The following is a 17,470-nucleotide window of genomic DNA, read 5'->3' on the forward strand; positions in this document are numbered from 1 at the left end:
CTCACCTCACCCTAATCCTCGCCTGTACGTCGTCTTTTTCACCCAGCACGTAGCCGTTGCCGGGGGTTGAGGCGTAGGGCGTTTCAATCACGTCGAGGATCTGGGCTTTCAGTACCCCCTCCCCTGCCGGACGCCAGAGCAGTTTCAGCGTAGCCGAGCCGCCTGCCGGAATGGTGTTCAGATAACCGTTTAGGGTTTGGGCATTCACCGCCTGCCAGCCTGTTTGCGCCGCAGGCATGGGTACGCCGTTGGGCAACAGTACCTGCACCACCACGCCCGTAGCGGGTATCCCGCCCCGATTGCGTACGGTGAGCGTGGCCGTAACCACCTCCTGCTGCGTTACGTTGGCCACCAGTTTGTCGAGGTCCATCTGCAGACTAAGCTCTACCGCCGACGGGCTTACGGGTGGTTGATTACCCCGCAGTTTGGGCAGTGGCACCTGGTTTGGGTTGGCCGACACCACAAAGGGACCACTTTGGTCGGCGGTGCGGAGGTCTGCCTGGGCGGCATCGTCCTGCCCGTCGCCGGTGCCGGAGTTGGGCTGACTGTCGGGGTCGGGAGTTTGCGAGGCGGTGATCTGGGCGGCGGTGGCCAGTGTGCCCGGCGCGGTGATCGTGGCCCGGAACACAAACGAGCTGGTCGTACCCGCAGGCACCGACCCTGCCGCCACGCTTACCAGGCCGTTGCTATGCGTAACCCCCGGCGACGGGGCATCCAGAAACGATACCCCCGCTGGCAGCAGGCTCTGGAGTTGCAAACCGGCGGCGTCTGTCGGCCCGGCGTTGGTTACGTTCAGCGAATAGCTCACCACGTCGCCCACCCTGGGTGTGCGGGTGCTGACGGCCATGCCCAACGACACGTCGGCGTTACCCGTGCCTACGGTTACCACCGCGCTGCCCGCCGTAGTGCCCGTGCCACAGGCATTGACCACCGACGAAATAGCGTAGGTAGTGGTGGCCGTTGGCGACACGGGCATCAGGTACGGGTTCTGGGTAATAGCCGTGGCCGACTGCCCGTTGCTAAGCGTAAATGACCAGGGGGCCGGTCCCGAAAACGAGATGGGCAGCAGGGCCGTTTGCCCCGCGCTCACCAGCCCCGCCCCCGCAATCGTCGCCGCCACAGGCTCCCCAATCTTTATACCAACAGGGTCTGATTCGCCGGTGCAACCGTTGACAACCCCAACAGAATACCGACCCGACTGGGTAGCATAGTGGATACCCTGTGTTGCATCGGGAATCAGTACGCCATTTCGTTTCCACTGAATCGAACTGTAGCCATAGTTATACCTTAGCTGTATGGCGTTATTGGCACATTTTTCCAACGTTTCGTAATTTATCAGTGGCTTGGGATTACTGCCTATTCTGATGTAGATGCCTTTAGACAACCCTGAACAAGCTCCGTTAGTGATGCGAACTTTGTATAAACCCGTTGTGGCCACATACAGCGAAGGATTCGTAGCGCCGCTTAGGTCAACACCGTCCTGCTGCCATTGATAGGTATAGCCTGATAAGGTGCTAATTCCGTAATAATATTCAGCGTGAAAAAGTGAAGTTGGCGAACAGATTTCGGTGACGTTGTTGCCCGAAGCTACCAATTTGGGTTGAATAGCGTTACTGAACGTAAACGACATGGGATCAGATACGGCTCCACAAACCCGGCCAATTGAATCCCGGACGCTATACGTGCCGCTGCTCACCACCGTATATTGTGAGGACGTTGCCCCTGGAATGTCAACCCCATTTAGCTGCCAGCGAAACGAAGAATTCGAGGCAGACTGCGCATAAAGCGTCCGGCTTTCTCCGGTGCACAAGCTATTACCGCCGAGATACCGGATGCTTACGGGGATTTGGGTGGCATAGGCGCGCGTGAGTGTGTTGGTAAACGTTTGACAGGTGCCTTGTTTCACCAACGCTGAATAAGCACCCGGACCCGGTGCGTAATAGTAGTAATTAGTAGCGCCCGGAATGAGCACGCCATTTCTATACCATTGGAAGGCGCTGTACTTGCCAGAATTACCCACATACATAGTGGCCTCCGTAGTATATCCCGTACAGATGAGCGAATCACTAGGCGTGTAGAAATAGATCGCCGCTACTATGGATGTGCCAAACTGATAATCAAGTGTACTGGTTTGTAGGGTACATGCTTGGTCACGAATCAGCAGGCCATACCGTCCGCTCTGATTTAAGGAGTACGTTAGTTGAGTGGCACTGGGAATAATAACACCATCTTTGCTCCATTGATAGGCAGCGTTATCACCCGCATACATAGCAGAAAGGTTCACAAATTGGCTTGTACACTGCACTTGTTCATAACTGGACGGAGAGATCACCGCGCTGGGTGAATTGGCAAAACCCAGGTTATACGAGTAGGCTATCTGAGTACAACCTGCCTGGACCACACTGCCCGCATACACACCTGCCTGTGTAGCCGTATACGAAGCACTTGTGGCACCGCTTATCAACACACCGTCTTTGGTCCACTGGTAGCGTTCGGCAGGTGTATTGTTGTTGTAATAGGTGCGGGCTTTAAGCGACAGCGTCGCCTGACTTCCCACACAAATAGTCCAACCACCTGAGTTATTATTGCGGTCAACGACGTTGGCACCCGTCATGTCGCCGATGGCCATTGGCATGCTGGCCTCGCTCAATATGTCGGGGTCGGTGGCCAGCAATTTTAGCTGATAGTTAGTCCCGTATGGCAACGCATTAAAAGTGATGGGTAAGGTTACAGATATGGGGCTACTGGTGCCTGAACCCAGTTTGCGCTGATTGGCAAAACTTCCCGACGCGTCAGAGAGCCAGACCTCAAATTGATTACTCGCCCCAAACGTACCGGTCGTGTTGAACGACACAGCCAGGGTGCTACTTGCACATAGCGATGTGTTGGAAAGCGCCGTAATAGCCACGGTGGGCAGTGTGTAGGGAATAGCAAAGGCATCGGTTGTCCAGATGCCCCGTCCAACGGTGGCGGCGGCAATGCGTCCGTCAGAGGCGCGGTAGCGGAGTTGATTTACCCGAATGGGCGGCAACGCCCCGTTCATCAGACCCCAGCCAGGATTACCAGCCTGAATAGTGGTGGTTGACCAGATGCCTAAGTCAGTACCCAGCAACACCTGCTGTCGGTTTTGGGGGTTGAACATTGCCGTACGAACGGGCACGTCGGGCAGGCCGTAATTGATTTGGTCTTTACCCACCCAGGAGTCGCCGCCGTCGGTCGTGTACCAGACTGACTGCATTCCGTAGTTTGAAAGTGTCACCAGCAGTTCGCTGTCGGTGGCTCCCACGTCGATGCACGATATTGTCCCCTGGCCAAACACGCCATTATCAATCCGCACCAGGGTGGGCGTGGACTGGGCCAGATTGGTCAGTTTATACAACGCCCCTGCCGTACTACCGGCAAACAAGGCAGTGCGGTCGGTGCCCAGTTTGAGGTAGCTCAGTTGGTCCGTAACCCCCGTCAACACCATCGTAGCATTCGTTGGCGAGGTGCCAATGCCCGTGGTGCGGCGAATGATGTGCTGGCTGTTTACATAATCGTAGGTATACAGCGTATTAGCCTGACTGTCGTAGTCGGCGGTAAACGGGCTGTTGTTGATGGTGAAGATCTGCTGGTAATTCGCTCCATCATAGACGTTGACCGAGTTGTAGCCGGAAAAGATCTGAATGCGCGGTTCGTTGGTGTCAATATAAGGCGTGTTGGTGCTGCCTGTTCCCCAGAGCGTTCCATTGCTCGTTCCGGTGCTGCCGTTAGGTGCAGTCATCGTGATAATTCCTTCCGGCTGTACATTCGCCATGAAGTAGTTGCTGCCTGGGCTGCCTTTCAGGGCTACAGTGTAAGCCTCGCCAGCCTTGAATCCAGTTGTTCTAGATACAATGGTAGGTGTTGCCACGGCTGCATTGGCCCCGTCGGCTGACCAAAAAATGCCTCTATCAGACGTATTAATGAAGCCAGTTCCTCCCGGTGTACATTGTAGTCCAGTCTGGTTATACAGAAAATTGTTAGTTGGTGTTTCGGTTAGCATAGTCCAGGCTGCCCCGTTGTCAACGCTCCGGAAGAGGCCATAGCCACCACCCGCATAAATTATATTCGGGTCAGTTGGGTGCGCCGTGATGTCCATATTAACGTAGCCATTACCAACCGTGAAGTAAGCATTAGGGTAGGGAACTGGTATAGCCACATCAATCCAGGAAACGCCCGCGTTTACGCTTTTTTTGAACCACTTGATGTCCTGGTTATAGTTTACGTTGTTATACGCTCTTGCCACGGCGTATAGCACCTGTCCGGCTCCGCTTGTAGCGAGTGATACGGCCAATTCCGTGCGCTCACCGCCCGTGGCAGGGGTTATTTCGGTCCAGGAAGTGCCGGCTGTGCTGGTCGATTTAAATACCCGGCCAGGGTTGAAACTGGCGTAAAGAATACCGTCGCTGGCCACTTCCAGGTCATTGACAAAGTCATTATAATACTGCCCGGTGGATGTGCCAAAGCCAACACCCATGTTGGGCGACAGCGCAAATTGCCAAGTACTACCCCCGTCGGCCGACCGCACCACGCCATATTGGGTAGCGGCAAATACCTGTCCGCTGCTGGTTACCACCAACCGCTGCACGTAATTAAACGCCCGACCCAACGATGGGTAGCTGCCGGTGTTAATGGGGATGGTACTGCTCAGGCGCGTCCAGTTGGTGCCGCCCGTGGTTGTTTTCCAGATACCGCCGCCTGGTTTATTGCCGTACCAGTCGCCGGTGGCTACGTAAACAATCTGCGGGTTCGACGGGTCGGCGGCGATGGCCGTGACTACCGTGTTTTCCCAGGTATCGCTGAGGGGTGTCCAGGTAGCGTTGGGGTCGGTAATGTCGTTGGTTTGCCACAGGCCACTCGACAACGTACCCGCCCAGACGCGCTTGCGGGCGGCATCGCTCAGGTCGAAAATGGCCGTGCGAATACGACCGCTGAAGTTGTTTGGACCACGTTCCTGCCAGGTTACGCCCGGAATGCCAGCTTGGGAGATCACGCCCTGACGCCGGTCTTTCAGGATTTTCTCGCGGGCGGCGGTCAAGCGTTCGTAGGGGACGGTACCCAGCAACGGGTCAAGGGTGCGGCGCTTTTCGTCTTCCAGTTGCCGACGGAGCGTGTCGCGAGGGTCGATGAAGGTGCTGGAGGTGGGGCCGGTCTGCGCAGGGGCAGTACCAGGCAAATAGGCAAACAGGCTGATAAACAGCCACATACTAATAGAAAAGTGCATAAATGGTAGCTACGTTCTTAAGAATAGAATTAGGGTGACAAGCTACCGTCTTATCGTCAGATAAACAATCAAGTATATACAACTACAATCATTAAAAATTTACATTCAATATACTCAATTACTAGAGTAAGCAGTGTTTTCCAACTACGTAGCAACGCCCCGCCCTATTTGTGCGTATTATTGAAGAGGTCAAGTTCGTTATTGACCCAGACACGCAAATCCAGATTACGAATGAACCGCTATCACTTTCTGAAAGCTATGGGATTCCGGGGGGCCGCGCTGATGGCCGTGATGGCCTCGTGCGTAAAACCAGAAGACACCTACGTTGATGCCCTCACGCTGGCTAAAGACGGCACCACCAGCGGCGGGCCGGTGTCGGCCACGGTGGCTGGCCCCGTCAGCAGCACCGGCACCACCGCCGACGTGCTGGGCATCAAAAATCCGCTGCTCACCATCGACCTCACCAGCAGTACCAATGCGGCCCTACGGTCGGTGGGGGGCTATCTGGTGAAGAGCAGCATTGTGGTGGCGCAGACATCGGCGGGAGTATATGCCGCCGTAACGCAGACCTGTAGCCACGAACCCAAAAAGCAGGTTGTCTATAACGTCAACGAGTTCTATTGCACGGCCCACGGTGCCCGTTTTAACCTCGACGGTTCCGGAAAAAACAGCCTCGGTAGCCGGGGTATTGCCGCTTACAAAACCATTTCCGACGGCAAAACCCTTGTCGTGTACTAACCTATGAAAACGCTCATTCTTGTCGTAACACTCTTACTATCAACGGGTTCATCCGCCTGGCTGACCAATTTCGAGCAGGCCAAAACCGAAGCTACCACGGCCCACAAGCTCATTCTGCTCAACTTTTCGGGTTCCGACTGGTGCGGGCCGTGCATTAAGCTGAAAAAAGAAATCCTGGATTCAGACGCCTTCCTTCAATACGCCACCGATAAGCTTGTGCTGGTGCGGGCCGACTTTCCACGGGCGGCCAAAAACCAACTCGACGCCCGGCAAACGGCGCATAACGAGAGCCTGGCCGAACGCTATAACCCCGAAGGCAAATTCCCCTTTACGGTGCTGCTCTCCGCCGAGGGAAAGGTGCTGAAAACCTGGACCGGTTACCCCGCCTCGCTCACTCTGCAAACCCTGCGCGATGACCTCGACGCTGCCCGTCTCGCCACTCACTGACGCCCTTACGCTGCATCGGCGCGTACTCCGACTGATGGGTAACCGCTTTGAAATCAGCGTAGTAACCGCCAACGACGGTGCCTGGGCCGAAGCGCGAATTGACGCCGCCGTAGCCGAAATAAGCCGAGTTGAACGGCTCTTGACTACGTTCGATGAAGCCAGCGAAACCAACCGCATCAACGCACGGGCGGGCATCGGGCCAGTGCCTGTCAGCCCGGAGGTATACGCGCTGGTCGAACGGTCGTTGCGGCTGTCGGCACTCACGCAGGGGGCGTTTGACATCACCTACGGGGGTATCGACAAGCGGCTGTGGAACTTCGACAAACAACTCACCGCCCTGCCCGATCCCCAAACGGCCCGGCAGTTGGTGCGGCTGATCAACTACCGCAACGTGCGCCTCGACCCCGCCGACAGCAGCGTTTTCCTGACCGAAACCGGTATGCGCATTGGCTTTGGCGGCATTGGCAAAGGCTACGCCGCCGAACGGGCCAAGGCCATCATGCAGCAGCAGGGGGTAGCAAACGGCGTGGTCAACGCGGCAGGCGACCTCACGGCCTGGGGCCACCAACCCAACGGGCAGCCCTGGACCATTGGCATTGCCGACCCCACGCCCGCCACCAGCCACACCGCCACGCAGGCGTTTTCGCACCTGTGCATCAGCAACCTGGCCGTGGCTACGTCGGGCAACTACGAGAAGTTTGTGGTCATTGGCGGCAAACGCTACGCCCACACCATCGACCCGCGCACGGGCTACCCTATTTCGGGTTTGAAGAGCGTGACGATCCTGGCCCCCAACGCCGAACTGGCCGACGCCCTGGCTACGCCCGTGATGGTAATGGGTACCCGCGTGGGCCTGCACCTGATTAACCAACTTCCCCACGTGGGCTGTGTGATCGTAGATGAACACGACCGGCTGTTCACATCGAAAAATATGAAACTCACCTAACCAATTGATAATCACAACAATATGAACATAACACGTAGTCTGCTTGCCGTATTAGTGTGCCTGAGTCTAGCCTCCTGCATGACCGTTAAAGAGTACCAGAAGAGCCGAATCAACGATTCGGAGATGGAGCTGTCGGCGCGGAAAGCCGAGAAATTCGAGACCGGTTTCTACCTCTACCGCGAAGGGCCGTCGGGGGCCAACGGCGGCAAGAGCAGTGGTGGCTGTGGGTGTAACTAGGCCGACGCGATGAAGAAATTTACCCTTACCGTAGCCCTCCTGCTGGCGGGTCTGGTGGGCCGTGCGCAAACCCAGCCCGCCGCCGAAACGGGCTATGAAGCCCGGCAGCTCAAGATCGAAGAGATCAATTTTGTATCGAACTATTACCACCAGGAAGGCAACAATTCAGCCGTGACGGGCGGAATCGGCACCGAAAAACTCACTAATTACGCCAACTCATTCGATCTGGTACTGAGCAAAATCGACCGCTTCAACCGAGTCCATACGCTCAGCATCGACGCCAACATCGACTACTACACCTCGGCGTCGTCAGACAATATCGACCCGCTCACGATCTCGTCGGCCTCCAAGAGCGATATCCATTTCTACCCGTCCGTCACCTGGCGCGTGGCCGACCCGCGCACCCGGATTTCCCGAAGTCTGGGGTATTCCTATTCACGTGAGTACGACTACCAGTCGCACGGGTTTACGGCGCAGGTTTCTAAAACATCGGCCGATAATAATCGGGAGGTGAGTGTGCGGGGAAGTGCCTTTTTCGATACCTGGAAAGCTATTTTGCCCAGCGAACTGCGCCCGGCCAACTACGGTTCCGGCGCGCATAACGACCGCGCGGGGGTTGATTATAAACCCCGGAATTCGTTTAACATGGCCCTGTCGCTGTCGCAGGTGGTGAATAAGCGGCTGCAACTACTGGTGGTGTTGGAGCCGTCGTTGCAGCAGGGTTTGCTTAGCACGCCCTTCCATCGCGTCTACTTCACCGACGGTTCGGAGCGTATTGAACGCCTGCCGGGCACCCGCCTGAAGTTACCTATTGGCCTGAGGGCCAACTATTTCTACGGCGACCGCGTTATCATCCGTTCGTTCTATCGGTTCTACGTCGACGACTGGGGCATGCAGGCGCACACGGCCAACCTGGAAGTGCCCGTGAAACTCACGCCGTTTTTGTCGATTAGTCCTTTTTACCGGTTCCACACCCAAACGGCGGTCTCCTTTTTCCGGCCCTACGGTGGGCACGACCCCAACCTGCTCTACCACACGAGCGACTACGATATTGGCAACATCAGCACACAGTTTATTGGAACCGGCATCCGTATGGCCCCGCCGGGTGGCGTGTTGGGCATCCGCGCCTGGAACGCGCTGGAACTGCGCTATGGCCACTACACGCGCAGCACCGGCATGGTAGCCAATAGTCTGACGTTGCTGGTGAAAGTGAAGTAATTTCGGCCCTACGCCATGACATTCCAGAGCTTGGCGGGGGCTTTTTTGTTTTTGAGCTTGTGTTCGCCTACGCTTTCGCAGTGAAATGACTCCTTCACGATGTCGTAGCAGGCTTCGGTAATCAGGATTTGTCCGCCTTGGGCTGTTGATTGCAGGCGCGAAGCCGTATTGACCACGTCGCCGATCATGGTGTAGTCGAGGCGGCGCAGGGTAACGGAGCCGATATTGCCCGACACCACTTCGCCGCTGTGTATGCCGATAGAGACTTCGGGCTGGTAAGGCTTACCCGACAGTTCTTCTTTAATGGTCTGGATTTGCGTGCGTATCGACAAACAGGTTTCAATGGCTTTGTCGAGGTGGTACTCACCCTGGAAAACGGCCATGACGGCGTCGCCCATGAACTTGTCTACGTAGCCGCCCTGGGCAATAATTTCCTTCACCATCACGTCGAAGTACTTATTAATCAGGGCCACTACCGTGGCTGGTGTCTCGCGTTCGGCAATGGCTGTGAACCCGCAGATGTCGACAAAAACAATACTGGCGTTGATGGTTTCGGAGGCCGTCAGCGACTGTTCAAACCCCGACTTGGTCATGAATTTCAGCACGCTCTCGTCTACATACATGCGCAGGATATTGTTTTCCTTCACCGCCTGTACAGTTTGCCGCAGGTCACTCACGTGCTGAATGGTCTTGAGCATGGTTAGCTCCAGGTCCTCGAAATTGACTGGTTTTGTGACAAAATCATAGGCCCCCCGGTTCATAGCCATCCGAATGTTTTCCATGTCGCCATAGGCCGATACCATTACGGCCTTCAGCAATGGGTTCATCTCACCCATCTTCACCAGCAAAGTCAGCCCGTCCATTTCGGGCATGTTGATGTCGGCCAGTACTACATCCATGTCGGGTTCCTGCTGCAATATGGTCAGGGCCTCGACACCATTATGTGCAAACGAAAACTCGTATTTCTGTTCCCGAATCTGTTTCCGAAATTTCTGCTTGATCAGCAGCTCCAGGTCCGGCTCGTCATCAACGACAAGGATTTTTGCTTTCATGCAAGAGGTATGCTTTTCGTTGATAAAGTTAATGGAAAAAGGAGGAAAGGAAGAACGCAGGAAAGGAGGAAGGGTTGGAAAAGGGGGAGGAAAGGGAGGAACGCAGGAAAGGAGGAAAGGAGGAAAGGGAATAAAGGGAGGAGGGGGAGGAAAGGGAGCTTCGCGCTATAGTCATAAGCTAGTGTGCGAAGCTCCCTTTCCTCCCCCTCCTCCCTTTATTCCCTTTCCTCCTTTCCCTACAACCCCTCCACCGTGCGCTTCACGAAGGCCGTGAGGCTGGGGCCGGTGAGGCGGTTTTGCGCCAGCAGGGCCAGGTCGTAGAGTTGCTTGGCCAGTTTTTGCTGCGCCTCTCCTTCCAGCGACAACACCTTTTGGGCCAGCGGGTGATTGGCGTTGATGGCTACGTTATAGCCGCCGGGCATGTTACCAAACATGTTGGCCTCGCCGCTCAGCGCCGACATGTCCTTCATCCGCCGCATGAACTCCGGCATCGTGATTGACACGGGCATTTCGTCGGCGGGGAGCGATTCAACGCTGATAGACAGCGACTTATCATTCAGCGTTTCTTCAAAAGCCGTCTTCAGCTTCGTTTTGTCATCGTCGGAAAGTACGCTCTCGTTGCTGATACCCGCGTCGATGAGCTTGTCGAGGGTGTCGGCATCCACGCGTTTGAAGGTGGTCTTTTCGAGCTTGTATTCCAGCGCGTTGATAAAGTGCGGGTCAATGACGGTATCCATCAGCAGCACGTCGTAGCCCCGGCGTTTGGCCGAGTCGATGTAGGCATCCTGTTGGTTGCGGTCGGTGGTGTAGAGGAGGACCACCTGCTCGTTTTTGTCCGTCTGGTTGGCCTGTATGTGTTCGCGGTACTCGTTGATGGTGAAGAATTTACCCTCAGTGTTTTTCACCAATGCGAAGTCTTTCGCTTTCTCGTAGAACTTCTCGTCACTGATGGCGCCGTACTTGATAAACAGCCCGATGTCGTCGAACTTCTGCTCGAAACCGGCGCGGTCGTTCTGGAAGATCTCGTTCAGCTTATCGGCCACTTTGCGGGTGATGTAGCCATTGATTTTCTTCACGTTGCCGTCGGCCTGTAAAAACGAGCGCGACACGTTGAGCGGAATATCGGGCGAGTCGATTACGCCGTGAAGCATCATCAGGAAGTCGGGCACCACGTCTTTCACCTCGTCGGTAATAAACACCTGCCGACTGTAAAGCTGAATTTTCTCCCGCTTCATCTGGAACTTGTCGTTGGCCAGTTTCGGGAAATAAAGTACGCCCGTGAGGTTGAAGGGATAGTCTACGTTAAGGTGAATCCAGAACAGGGGTTCCTCACTCATGGGATACAGCTCGCGGTAGAACGTCCGATAGTCGTCGTCGCTTAGTTCCGAGGGTGATTTGGTCCAGATCGGTGTGGCATCATTAATAACGGCCCCGTCGAACTCAACGGGAATGGGCAGGAACCGGCCATATTTTTCCAGGATGCCCCGGATGCGGCCCTTGTCCAGAAACTCCTCTGAATCAGGTGCAATGTGCAGGATGATGTCGGTACCCCGCTCGGCTTTGTCGGCCTCACTCAGTTCGTATTCCGTCGAACCGTCGCACACCCACCGCACGGCCTGCGACCCCTCGCGGTACGACTTTGTGACGATCTCCACGTTTTCCGACACCATGAACGCCGAGTAGAATCCTAAGCCAAAATGACCGATGATGTTGGTCTCCTCACCAGTGTTCTTGTCTTTATATTTTTCAATAAACTCAGTGGCGCCCGAAAACGCGATCTGGTTGATGTACTTCTTCACCTCATCGGCGGTCATGCCAATACCCCGGTCGCTGATAGTGATCGTTTTGGCTTCCTCGTCGAGGGCCACGGTGATTTTCAGCTCACCAACTTCTTCGCCGTATTCGCCATATGAAGCCAGTTTTTGCAGTTTCTGGCTGGCATCAACGGCATTACTGACCAACTCCCGCAGGAAAATCTCGTGGTCGGAATACAGGAATTTCTTGATGATCGGAAAGATGTTCTCGGTATGGATCGAGATCTGCCCCTTTTCGTTTTGTACGGCTTCCATAAGCGAAAGAGTGAAAGAGATAAAGAGTGAATGAGCGACTACTAGTTCGCTGCCTAATGTCTGCTTAGGGGCCACCAAAAGGCGTTCCAGACAAGTATAATCTGTCAGATTGACAGAAAACGACGTGTTGTTGCGTAACCCTTTTAATTAGAAAAACTCAATCTAAAGGCAACTGGGCGTCGTATATTAAGCCATTATTTTCCAAAGTTTATACAGTCAATACAGCTTAAAACAGCCTTATATATGCCTATTTTCTCCACACCCACCGGGGTTGATCTCTTTTACGAGATCCACGAACCCGGCCCATTGGTGGTTAATCCCGAAACAATTGTCTTCTCGCATGGCCTGCTGTGGAGTGGCCGCATGTTTATCGATCAGGTGTTGGCTTTTAAAAGCCGGTATCGGGTAGTTACCTACGACCACCGCGGGCAGGGTCAGAGCAGTGCGCCGACAAACGGCTACGATATGGAGACAGTCTATGCCGATGCCGTAGCGCTGATTGAAGGCCTGCAACTTGGTCCCTGCCATTTTGCCGGGCTGTCGATGGGTGGTTTTGTGGGCATGCGTCTGGCTAGCCGCCGGCCCGATTTGTTGCGATCACTGATGTTGCTCGAAACATCGGCCGATCCTGAGCCGGAAGAGAACCGGGTCAAATACACCCTGCTAAATACCATGGTGCGCTACATTGGTATCTGGGCGGTGGTAAAACCCGTGATGAGAATTATGTTTAGCCGCACATTCCTGCATGACCCCGCCCGCCTTGCCGACCGAAAACGCTGGGAAGCCGAACTTCGTAAGAATCGCCCGTCCATAACCAAAGCCGTTGAGGGAGTGATTACGCGTCGGGGGGTATACGACGAATTGGGGGCCATCCATTGCCCTACCCTGGTCATTGTCGGCGACGAGGATGTGGCCACCGTGCCCGCCAAAGCTCACCGGATTCACCAAAAAATAGCAGGCTCACTGCTGATGACCATTCCAGAGGCTGGCCATACGTCGAGCGTGGAGGCACCCAATGCCGTCAACGCCGCCATCAGGCAGTTTCTGGTGGGTATTGGAGCCGCTGCCTGAAACCGGCAGGCGCTATGGGCTGTTTCAGCACTATGGCTGCTGCTCCTGCTCTACCCACTTTCGCCGACATATCGATGGCCGAGTTTCACCGGTTGCGTCAGCAACCCGGCGCGGTGGTTGTTGACGTCCGCGATGAGTGGGAATTTGATGAATTCAATTTAGGTGGTACCAACATACCCCTGCCCGACATCCGCACCCGACGACACGAACTGTTGCCTTACAACCCGCTACTCGTGATATGTACCAACGGCGTCCGTAGCCGTGTGGCCGCCAAAGACTTGCTCCGCCAACCCGAGTTTCGGGAGAAAACGCTCTACCACCTGGCGGGGGGGATCGTGGAGAGCGAAGGGTAACAAAACTGTAGATTGCTTTTTAGTCAACGATTAAAAACGCCGGTTTAGCAGCGTCTTTTTCTACAGGAGGCATATATAACTGCATGATTTCGTGAATGTTAAGTCGAATCATACGCGACAGTTGATTCAAGGGCAGGTTGTTACGCTCGGTGCCAAAGGGTTGCTGAATTTCTTCACCAATAATCTCCAGCCCCACCAACACATACGACACCGCCATCACGGCCGGAATGGTTAGATACCCAAACTCGTCGATCACCGTAAATGGCATGATGCCTACATAAAGCAGGATAAACAGCTTGATGAAAAAGCTGTATGAAAACGGAATGGGGGTACTCTTGATCCGCTCGCAAATGCCCGACACGTCGAGGTAAACGGACAGCATACTGTCCAGGCTAATAAGCTGCGAATCAGTAATTAACCCCTCGGTGTAGAGTTGCTGCTTCCGCACCTGTATCTGCGCCATAATGCCGTTGGGGAGGTGGTCGTAATGTTGCAGCGTGCTTAGCTGCTGACCGTCGGCGTCTTCCAGTTCCGTCAGGTCACGCGAGTTGCGGAGGTGGTTTTTGAGGGCAAACGAGAAGTTCGAAAGCATTTTGGCAAAAAACAAGCGGTCGTTGTGGCGGGTGGCAGGTAGCAGCGCATTGAGGTACGTAGCCAGCGTACGGTTGGTGTTCACCAGCGTGCCCCACGCCCGGCGGCCTTCATAAAAGCGATCATAGGCGGTATTGGTACGAAACACCAACATCAGACTCAGCAAAATACCCATGCCCGATAAAAACTCGCCCGGCGTATTCTTCAGCCGTAGGTCGGCGTAGTGCAGTTCAACAATGGTAACAACAATCAGGTAGGCGAGTACCCAGGACAGCCGCTTGAAAATAGACAGGGCCGTGCGCCCCGAATGGAAATGCCAGATGGCCTGAAACCAGTCGTCTTTTTGGTAGATAATCACGTTGAGAAGGGAGAAGCAAGAAATGAGAAGCAAGAGCCAAGAACCGAGACGTAAAAGGTGAGACCCAAAAGACTATTTTGGTCAATTTTATCTCTCAGCTTTGACCTCTCATTTCTTACCTCTTGCCTCTTACTTCTTGCTTCTCTTAACTCAGCCAACGGCTAAACGGTTATTTCTCCCTCGAAGACACGCTGGGCAGGGCCGATTAAGTAAATAGAGGTGAAACCACCACCGGGCTGAGCGGTAAAGGCTACGCGCAGGTTGCCCCCCAACGTGCGGATGGCCACAGGGCTGGATAGGTTCAGTTGTATGTGCGCTACCAGGGCGGCGGCCGTCACACCGGTACCGCAGGAATAGGTTTCGTCTTCCACGCCGCGCTCATACGTACGCACAAACAGCGTCTGGTCAGACTGCGTTTCTACGAAATTGATGTTGGTACCACCGGGGCTAAACTGGGCAGCATAGCGCATGGGACGGCCCACCGCCACCACGTCGAGGCTGGCTACGTCGGCTTCAAACTGCACCACGTGGGGCGATCCGGTGTTGAGAAAGCTGAAGGCCGTATGGTGTTCCAGGCTGGCTACGTCGCTCATGCGCAGGTGAATGTCGGTGCCCCGCACCTCCGCTTCATGTTCGCCATCGACGGCCATGAACCGGGCCTGGTCGGTGATGAGGCCAAGGTCATGGGCAAAGCGCACAAAGCACCGCCCCCCGTTGCCACACATGCTGCCCTCGGCCCCGTCGGCGTTGAAATACACCATCGTCAACGCACCATCAGGAGCAGTTTGCAAGAGAATCAGGCCGTCGGCTCCAATGCCAAAATGCCGGTGACACAGCTGCGCTACCAGTGCCTGGTCAGCCGACGGAAACGTACGCGCCCGGTCGTCGATCATCACAAAGTCATTGCCGGTGCCCTGGTATTTGAAGAAGGTCATGAGAAGGTGGTCTAAGGTCTAAGGTCTAATGTTCAAGGTGGTTTCGCGCTTAGAGTACCGTATGCGAAGCAACCTTGGACATCAGACCTTGGACGTTGAACTAATCTTTCCCTTAGCTGGAACACAGAAAAGGCTACCCTAGGGTAGCCTTTTCTGTGTTCCAGCTAAGGGAAAGATTACGCTACTTTGGCAGCTTTGGGCAGACGCTCTTTCACACGAGCAGCTTTACCCTGACGACCACGGAGGTAGAACAACCGGGCGCGGCGTACTTTGCCCAGACGTACTACGTCAATCTTATCAACGTTGGGCGACAGCAGCGGGAAAATGCGCTCTACACCAATACCGTTTGAAATTTTACGTACCGTAAACGTCTCACCACCCGTATTCGGGTTGCGGCGTTGAATTACCGTACCGGTGAAAATCTGGATACGCTCTTTGGCGCCTTCACGGATCTTCACGTGTACATTGACCGTATCACCGGCCCGAAATACGGGCAGTTCGGTGCGCCGCTGGGCGTTGTCGGCTTCCACTAATTTAATCAGCTCACTCATGACCGTAATCGTATATCGCAGGTAAGATTTTCTAAATCGAGGCGCAAAGATAGTAGTTTATTCAGTCATAGAAAATAGTTTTGTCGAATACAGTTGACACAGCCGCATGAAAATCCTTGACGTTGACCAGATTCGGCAACTCGATCAGTACACCATACTCAACGAACCCATTGCCCCTATTCAGCTCATGGAGCGGGCATCGCAGGCCTTTACCAACTGGTTTATGGCCCATTACGACACAAAAACCGCCGTTAAGGTCTTCTGCGGACTAGGCAACAACGGCGGCGACGGCCTGGCCATTGCCCGGATGCTCATTCAGGCAGCCTATAATGTAGAGGTATTTGTGGTACGCTATGCCCCACGAGAGTCTGACGATTTTGCGCATAACCACCGCCGCCTCAAACTGCTTACCAACCCCATCTACATCGAAAATGGGGGCGATATTCCCACCCTGCGCCATAGCGATGTGGTGATCGACGCCATCCTGGGTTCGGGCATTTCGCGGCCGGCCGAGGGCATTGTCAGGGCCGTTATCGAAGCCATCAACCGCGCCCCGGCCTGCGTAGTGTCGGTCGATATGGCCAGCGGGTTATACGCCAACTCAGCTACCGAACCGGGCGAGATCACCATTACGCCCGACCACACGGTAACCTTCGAGATGCCCAAGCTGGCCATGATGCTGCCGGGCAATGCCAAGTCGGTTGGGGAGTGGCACGTGGTCGACATCGGCCTGCACCAACGCTTCATCGACCAGTCGCCGACACCGTATTATTATACCACCCGCGACGAAGCCCGGCTGCTGCTGCGGCGGCGCGAACGGTTTTCCAACAAAGGCACCTTTGGTCATGCCCTGCTGCTGGTGGGCAGCTACGGCAAAATTGGCGCGGGGGTGCTGGCGGCGCGGGCCTGCCTGCGGTCGGGGGTAGGGCTGCTCACGGTGCAGGTGCCCCGTTGCGGCTACGGCATTCTGCAAACGGCGGTGCCCGAAGTCATGTGCCGCCCCGACGTGCATGAACGCCTGCTCACCGGCCCCAGCGAAGTAGAAGGTCCCGCCCTGGCCGATTACGCCGCCGTGGGTATTGGGCCGGGCATTGGCAAAGCACCCGAAACGGCCCGCTTTCTGCGCGAAGTGCTCACCAACTGCCGCAAGCCCGTGGTGGTAGATGCCGACGCCCTGAACCTGCTGGCCGAACAGCGGGACCTGATGGGTCTGTTGCCCGAAAACAGCATTCTGACCCCCCACCCCAAAGAGTTTGAACGGCTCACTCAGCGCTGGCAGAACGACTACGACAAGCTCGAAATCCTCCGCGATTTTGCCCAGCGCAAGCAAGTGATTGTGGTGCTGAAAGGTGCCCACACGGCCGTGGCCCTTCCCAACGGCGATGTGCATTTCAACTCAACGGGCAACCCTGGCATGAGCACCGGCGGCACCGGCGACGTGCTAACGGGTGTACTAACGGCCTTGCTGGCTCAGGGGTACGACCCCGTTGAGGCAGCGGTGCTGGGCGTTTTTGCCCACGGCCATGCTGGCGATCTGGCTGCCAAGCAACATGGCGAGGTTGGTCTGACCGCCTCTGACGTAACCGACAGCCTGCAATGGACGTGGTAATGGAGTGATGATTTTCTACAGAATTGTGAAAAAAAATCCCCAGTTGATGC

Annotated in this window: 14 protein-coding genes; 8 read left to right on the forward strand and 6 right to left on the reverse strand. The window is 55.3% G+C overall.

Annotated elements, in window-relative coordinates:
* Window position 1 precedes the first annotated feature (1 nt).
* Window positions 2-5,245 (reverse strand): DUF11 domain-containing protein, encoded by a 5,244-nt coding sequence (locus J2I48_RS13575; RefSeq protein WP_207336007.1) that lies wholly within the window; start codon window positions 5,243-5,245, stop codon window positions 2-4.
* Window positions 5,246-5,476: 231 nt separating this feature from the next.
* On the opposite strand from J2I48_RS13575, the gene J2I48_RS13580 reads away from it, so the two are divergent.
* Genes J2I48_RS13580 through J2I48_RS13600 form a run of 5 tightly spaced genes read left to right on the forward strand, consistent with a single transcriptional unit; the run spans window position 5,477 to window position 8,831 of the window.
* Complete coding sequence (locus J2I48_RS13580) at window positions 5,477-5,983, forward strand: Rieske 2Fe-2S domain-containing protein (RefSeq protein ID WP_207336008.1); 507 nt, start codon at window positions 5,477-5,479, stop codon at window positions 5,981-5,983.
* 3 nt (window positions 5,984-5,986) lie between these two features.
* A complete protein-coding gene (locus J2I48_RS13585) occupies window positions 5,987-6,430 on the forward strand; it encodes a thioredoxin family protein (protein ID WP_207336009.1) in 444 nt (147 codons plus the stop codon).
* Complete coding sequence (locus J2I48_RS13590) at window positions 6,396-7,376, forward strand: FAD:protein FMN transferase (RefSeq protein ID WP_207336010.1); 981 nt, start codon at window positions 6,396-6,398, stop codon at window positions 7,374-7,376. Before J2I48_RS13585 ends, J2I48_RS13590 begins: the two co-directional genes overlap by 35 nt.
* A 21-nt stretch (window positions 7,377-7,397) precedes the next feature.
* Window positions 7,398-7,613 (forward strand): DUF4266 domain-containing protein, encoded by a 216-nt coding sequence (locus J2I48_RS13595; RefSeq protein ID WP_207336011.1) that lies wholly within the window; start codon window positions 7,398-7,400, stop codon window positions 7,611-7,613.
* A gap of 9 nt (window positions 7,614-7,622) precedes the next feature.
* A complete protein-coding gene (locus J2I48_RS13600) occupies window positions 7,623-8,831 on the forward strand; it encodes a DUF3570 domain-containing protein (RefSeq protein WP_207336012.1) in 1,209 nt (402 codons plus the stop codon).
* A gap of 8 nt (window positions 8,832-8,839) precedes the next feature.
* Here J2I48_RS13600 and J2I48_RS13605 read toward each other — a convergent pair whose 3' ends face one another.
* Entirely contained in the window at window positions 8,840-9,883 is a 1,044-nt protein-coding gene (locus J2I48_RS13605) for an adenylate/guanylate cyclase domain-containing protein (RefSeq protein WP_207336013.1), read from the reverse strand.
* Window positions 9,884-10,119: 236 nt separating this feature from the next.
* Complete coding sequence (gene htpG / locus J2I48_RS13610; RefSeq protein WP_207336014.1) at window positions 10,120-11,952, reverse strand: molecular chaperone HtpG; 1,833 nt, start codon at window positions 11,950-11,952, stop codon at window positions 10,120-10,122.
* A gap of 243 nt (window positions 11,953-12,195) precedes the next feature.
* Between htpG and J2I48_RS13615 the strand changes: the two genes are divergently transcribed.
* Complete coding sequence (locus J2I48_RS13615; protein ID WP_207336015.1) at window positions 12,196-13,023, forward strand: alpha/beta fold hydrolase; 828 nt, start codon at window positions 12,196-12,198, stop codon at window positions 13,021-13,023.
* Between the two features lie 32 nt (window positions 13,024-13,055).
* Window positions 13,056-13,376 carry a rhodanese-like domain-containing protein gene (locus J2I48_RS13620; protein ID WP_229376238.1) on the forward strand — a complete coding sequence of 107 codons (321 nt, stop codon included), beginning with the start codon at window positions 13,056-13,058 and terminating at the stop codon, window positions 13,374-13,376.
* A 19-nt stretch (window positions 13,377-13,395) separates the two neighbouring features.
* Here the strand turns inward: J2I48_RS13620 and J2I48_RS13625 are convergent, their stop codons facing one another.
* The 3 genes from J2I48_RS13625 to rplS all read right to left on the reverse strand — a co-directional run bounded on the left by J2I48_RS13625 (window position 13,396) and on the right by rplS (window position 15,811).
* Entirely contained in the window at window positions 13,396-14,325 is a 930-nt protein-coding gene (locus J2I48_RS13625) for a bestrophin family protein (RefSeq protein ID WP_207336016.1), read from the reverse strand.
* A 161-nt stretch (window positions 14,326-14,486) separates the two neighbouring features.
* Complete coding sequence (gene dapF / locus J2I48_RS13630; protein ID WP_207336017.1) at window positions 14,487-15,260, reverse strand: diaminopimelate epimerase; 774 nt, start codon at window positions 15,258-15,260, stop codon at window positions 14,487-14,489.
* A 176-nt stretch (window positions 15,261-15,436) separates the two neighbouring features.
* On the reverse strand, window positions 15,437-15,811 hold the full coding sequence (gene rplS / locus J2I48_RS13635) for a 50S ribosomal protein L19 (protein WP_207336018.1): 375 nt from the start codon (window positions 15,809-15,811) through the stop codon (window positions 15,437-15,439).
* A 106-nt stretch (window positions 15,812-15,917) separates the two neighbouring features.
* On the opposite strand from rplS, the gene J2I48_RS13640 reads away from it, so the two are divergent.
* Window positions 15,918-17,420, forward strand: a complete 1,503-nt coding sequence (locus tag J2I48_RS13640) for an NAD(P)H-hydrate dehydratase (RefSeq protein ID WP_207336019.1) — start codon at window positions 15,918-15,920, stop codon at window positions 17,418-17,420.
* Window positions 17,421-17,470 lie beyond the last annotated feature (50 nt).

Source organism: Fibrella aquatilis (genome assembly GCF_017353255.1).
Classification (GTDB): Bacteria; Bacteroidota; Bacteroidia; order Cytophagales; family Spirosomataceae; genus Fibrella; species Fibrella aquatilis.

Excerpts from the sequence above, each read along its gene's own strand:
- J2I48_RS13575 (WP_207336007.1), bottom strand. The coding sequence starts at position 5,245 with ATGCACTTTTCTATTAGTATGTGGCTGTTTATCAGCCTGTTTGCCTAT.
- J2I48_RS13580 (WP_207336008.1), top strand. The coding sequence starts at position 5,477 with ATGAACCGCTATCACTTTCTGAAAGCTATGGGATTCCGGGGGGCCGCG.
- J2I48_RS13585 (WP_207336009.1), top strand. The coding sequence starts at position 5,987 with ATGAAAACGCTCATTCTTGTCGTAACACTCTTACTATCAACGGGTTCA.
- J2I48_RS13590 (WP_207336010.1), top strand. The coding sequence starts at position 6,396 with ATGACCTCGACGCTGCCCGTCTCGCCACTCACTGACGCCCTTACGCTG.
- J2I48_RS13595 (WP_207336011.1), top strand. The coding sequence starts at position 7,398 with ATGAACATAACACGTAGTCTGCTTGCCGTATTAGTGTGCCTGAGTCTA.
- J2I48_RS13600 (WP_207336012.1), top strand. The coding sequence starts at position 7,623 with ATGAAGAAATTTACCCTTACCGTAGCCCTCCTGCTGGCGGGTCTGGTG.
- J2I48_RS13605 (WP_207336013.1), bottom strand. The coding sequence starts at position 9,883 with ATGAAAGCAAAAATCCTTGTCGTTGATGACGAGCCGGACCTGGAGCTG.
- htpG (WP_207336014.1), bottom strand. The coding sequence starts at position 11,952 with ATGGAAGCCGTACAAAACGAAAAGGGGCAGATCTCGATCCATACCGAG.
- J2I48_RS13615 (WP_207336015.1), top strand. The coding sequence starts at position 12,196 with ATGCCTATTTTCTCCACACCCACCGGGGTTGATCTCTTTTACGAGATC.
- J2I48_RS13620 (WP_229376238.1), top strand. The coding sequence starts at position 13,056 with ATGGCTGCTGCTCCTGCTCTACCCACTTTCGCCGACATATCGATGGCC.
- dapF (WP_207336017.1), bottom strand. The coding sequence starts at position 15,260 with ATGACCTTCTTCAAATACCAGGGCACCGGCAATGACTTTGTGATGATC.
- rplS (WP_207336018.1), bottom strand. The coding sequence starts at position 15,811 with ATGAGTGAGCTGATTAAATTAGTGGAAGCCGACAACGCCCAGCGGCGC.
- J2I48_RS13640 (WP_207336019.1), top strand. The coding sequence starts at position 15,918 with ATGAAAATCCTTGACGTTGACCAGATTCGGCAACTCGATCAGTACACC.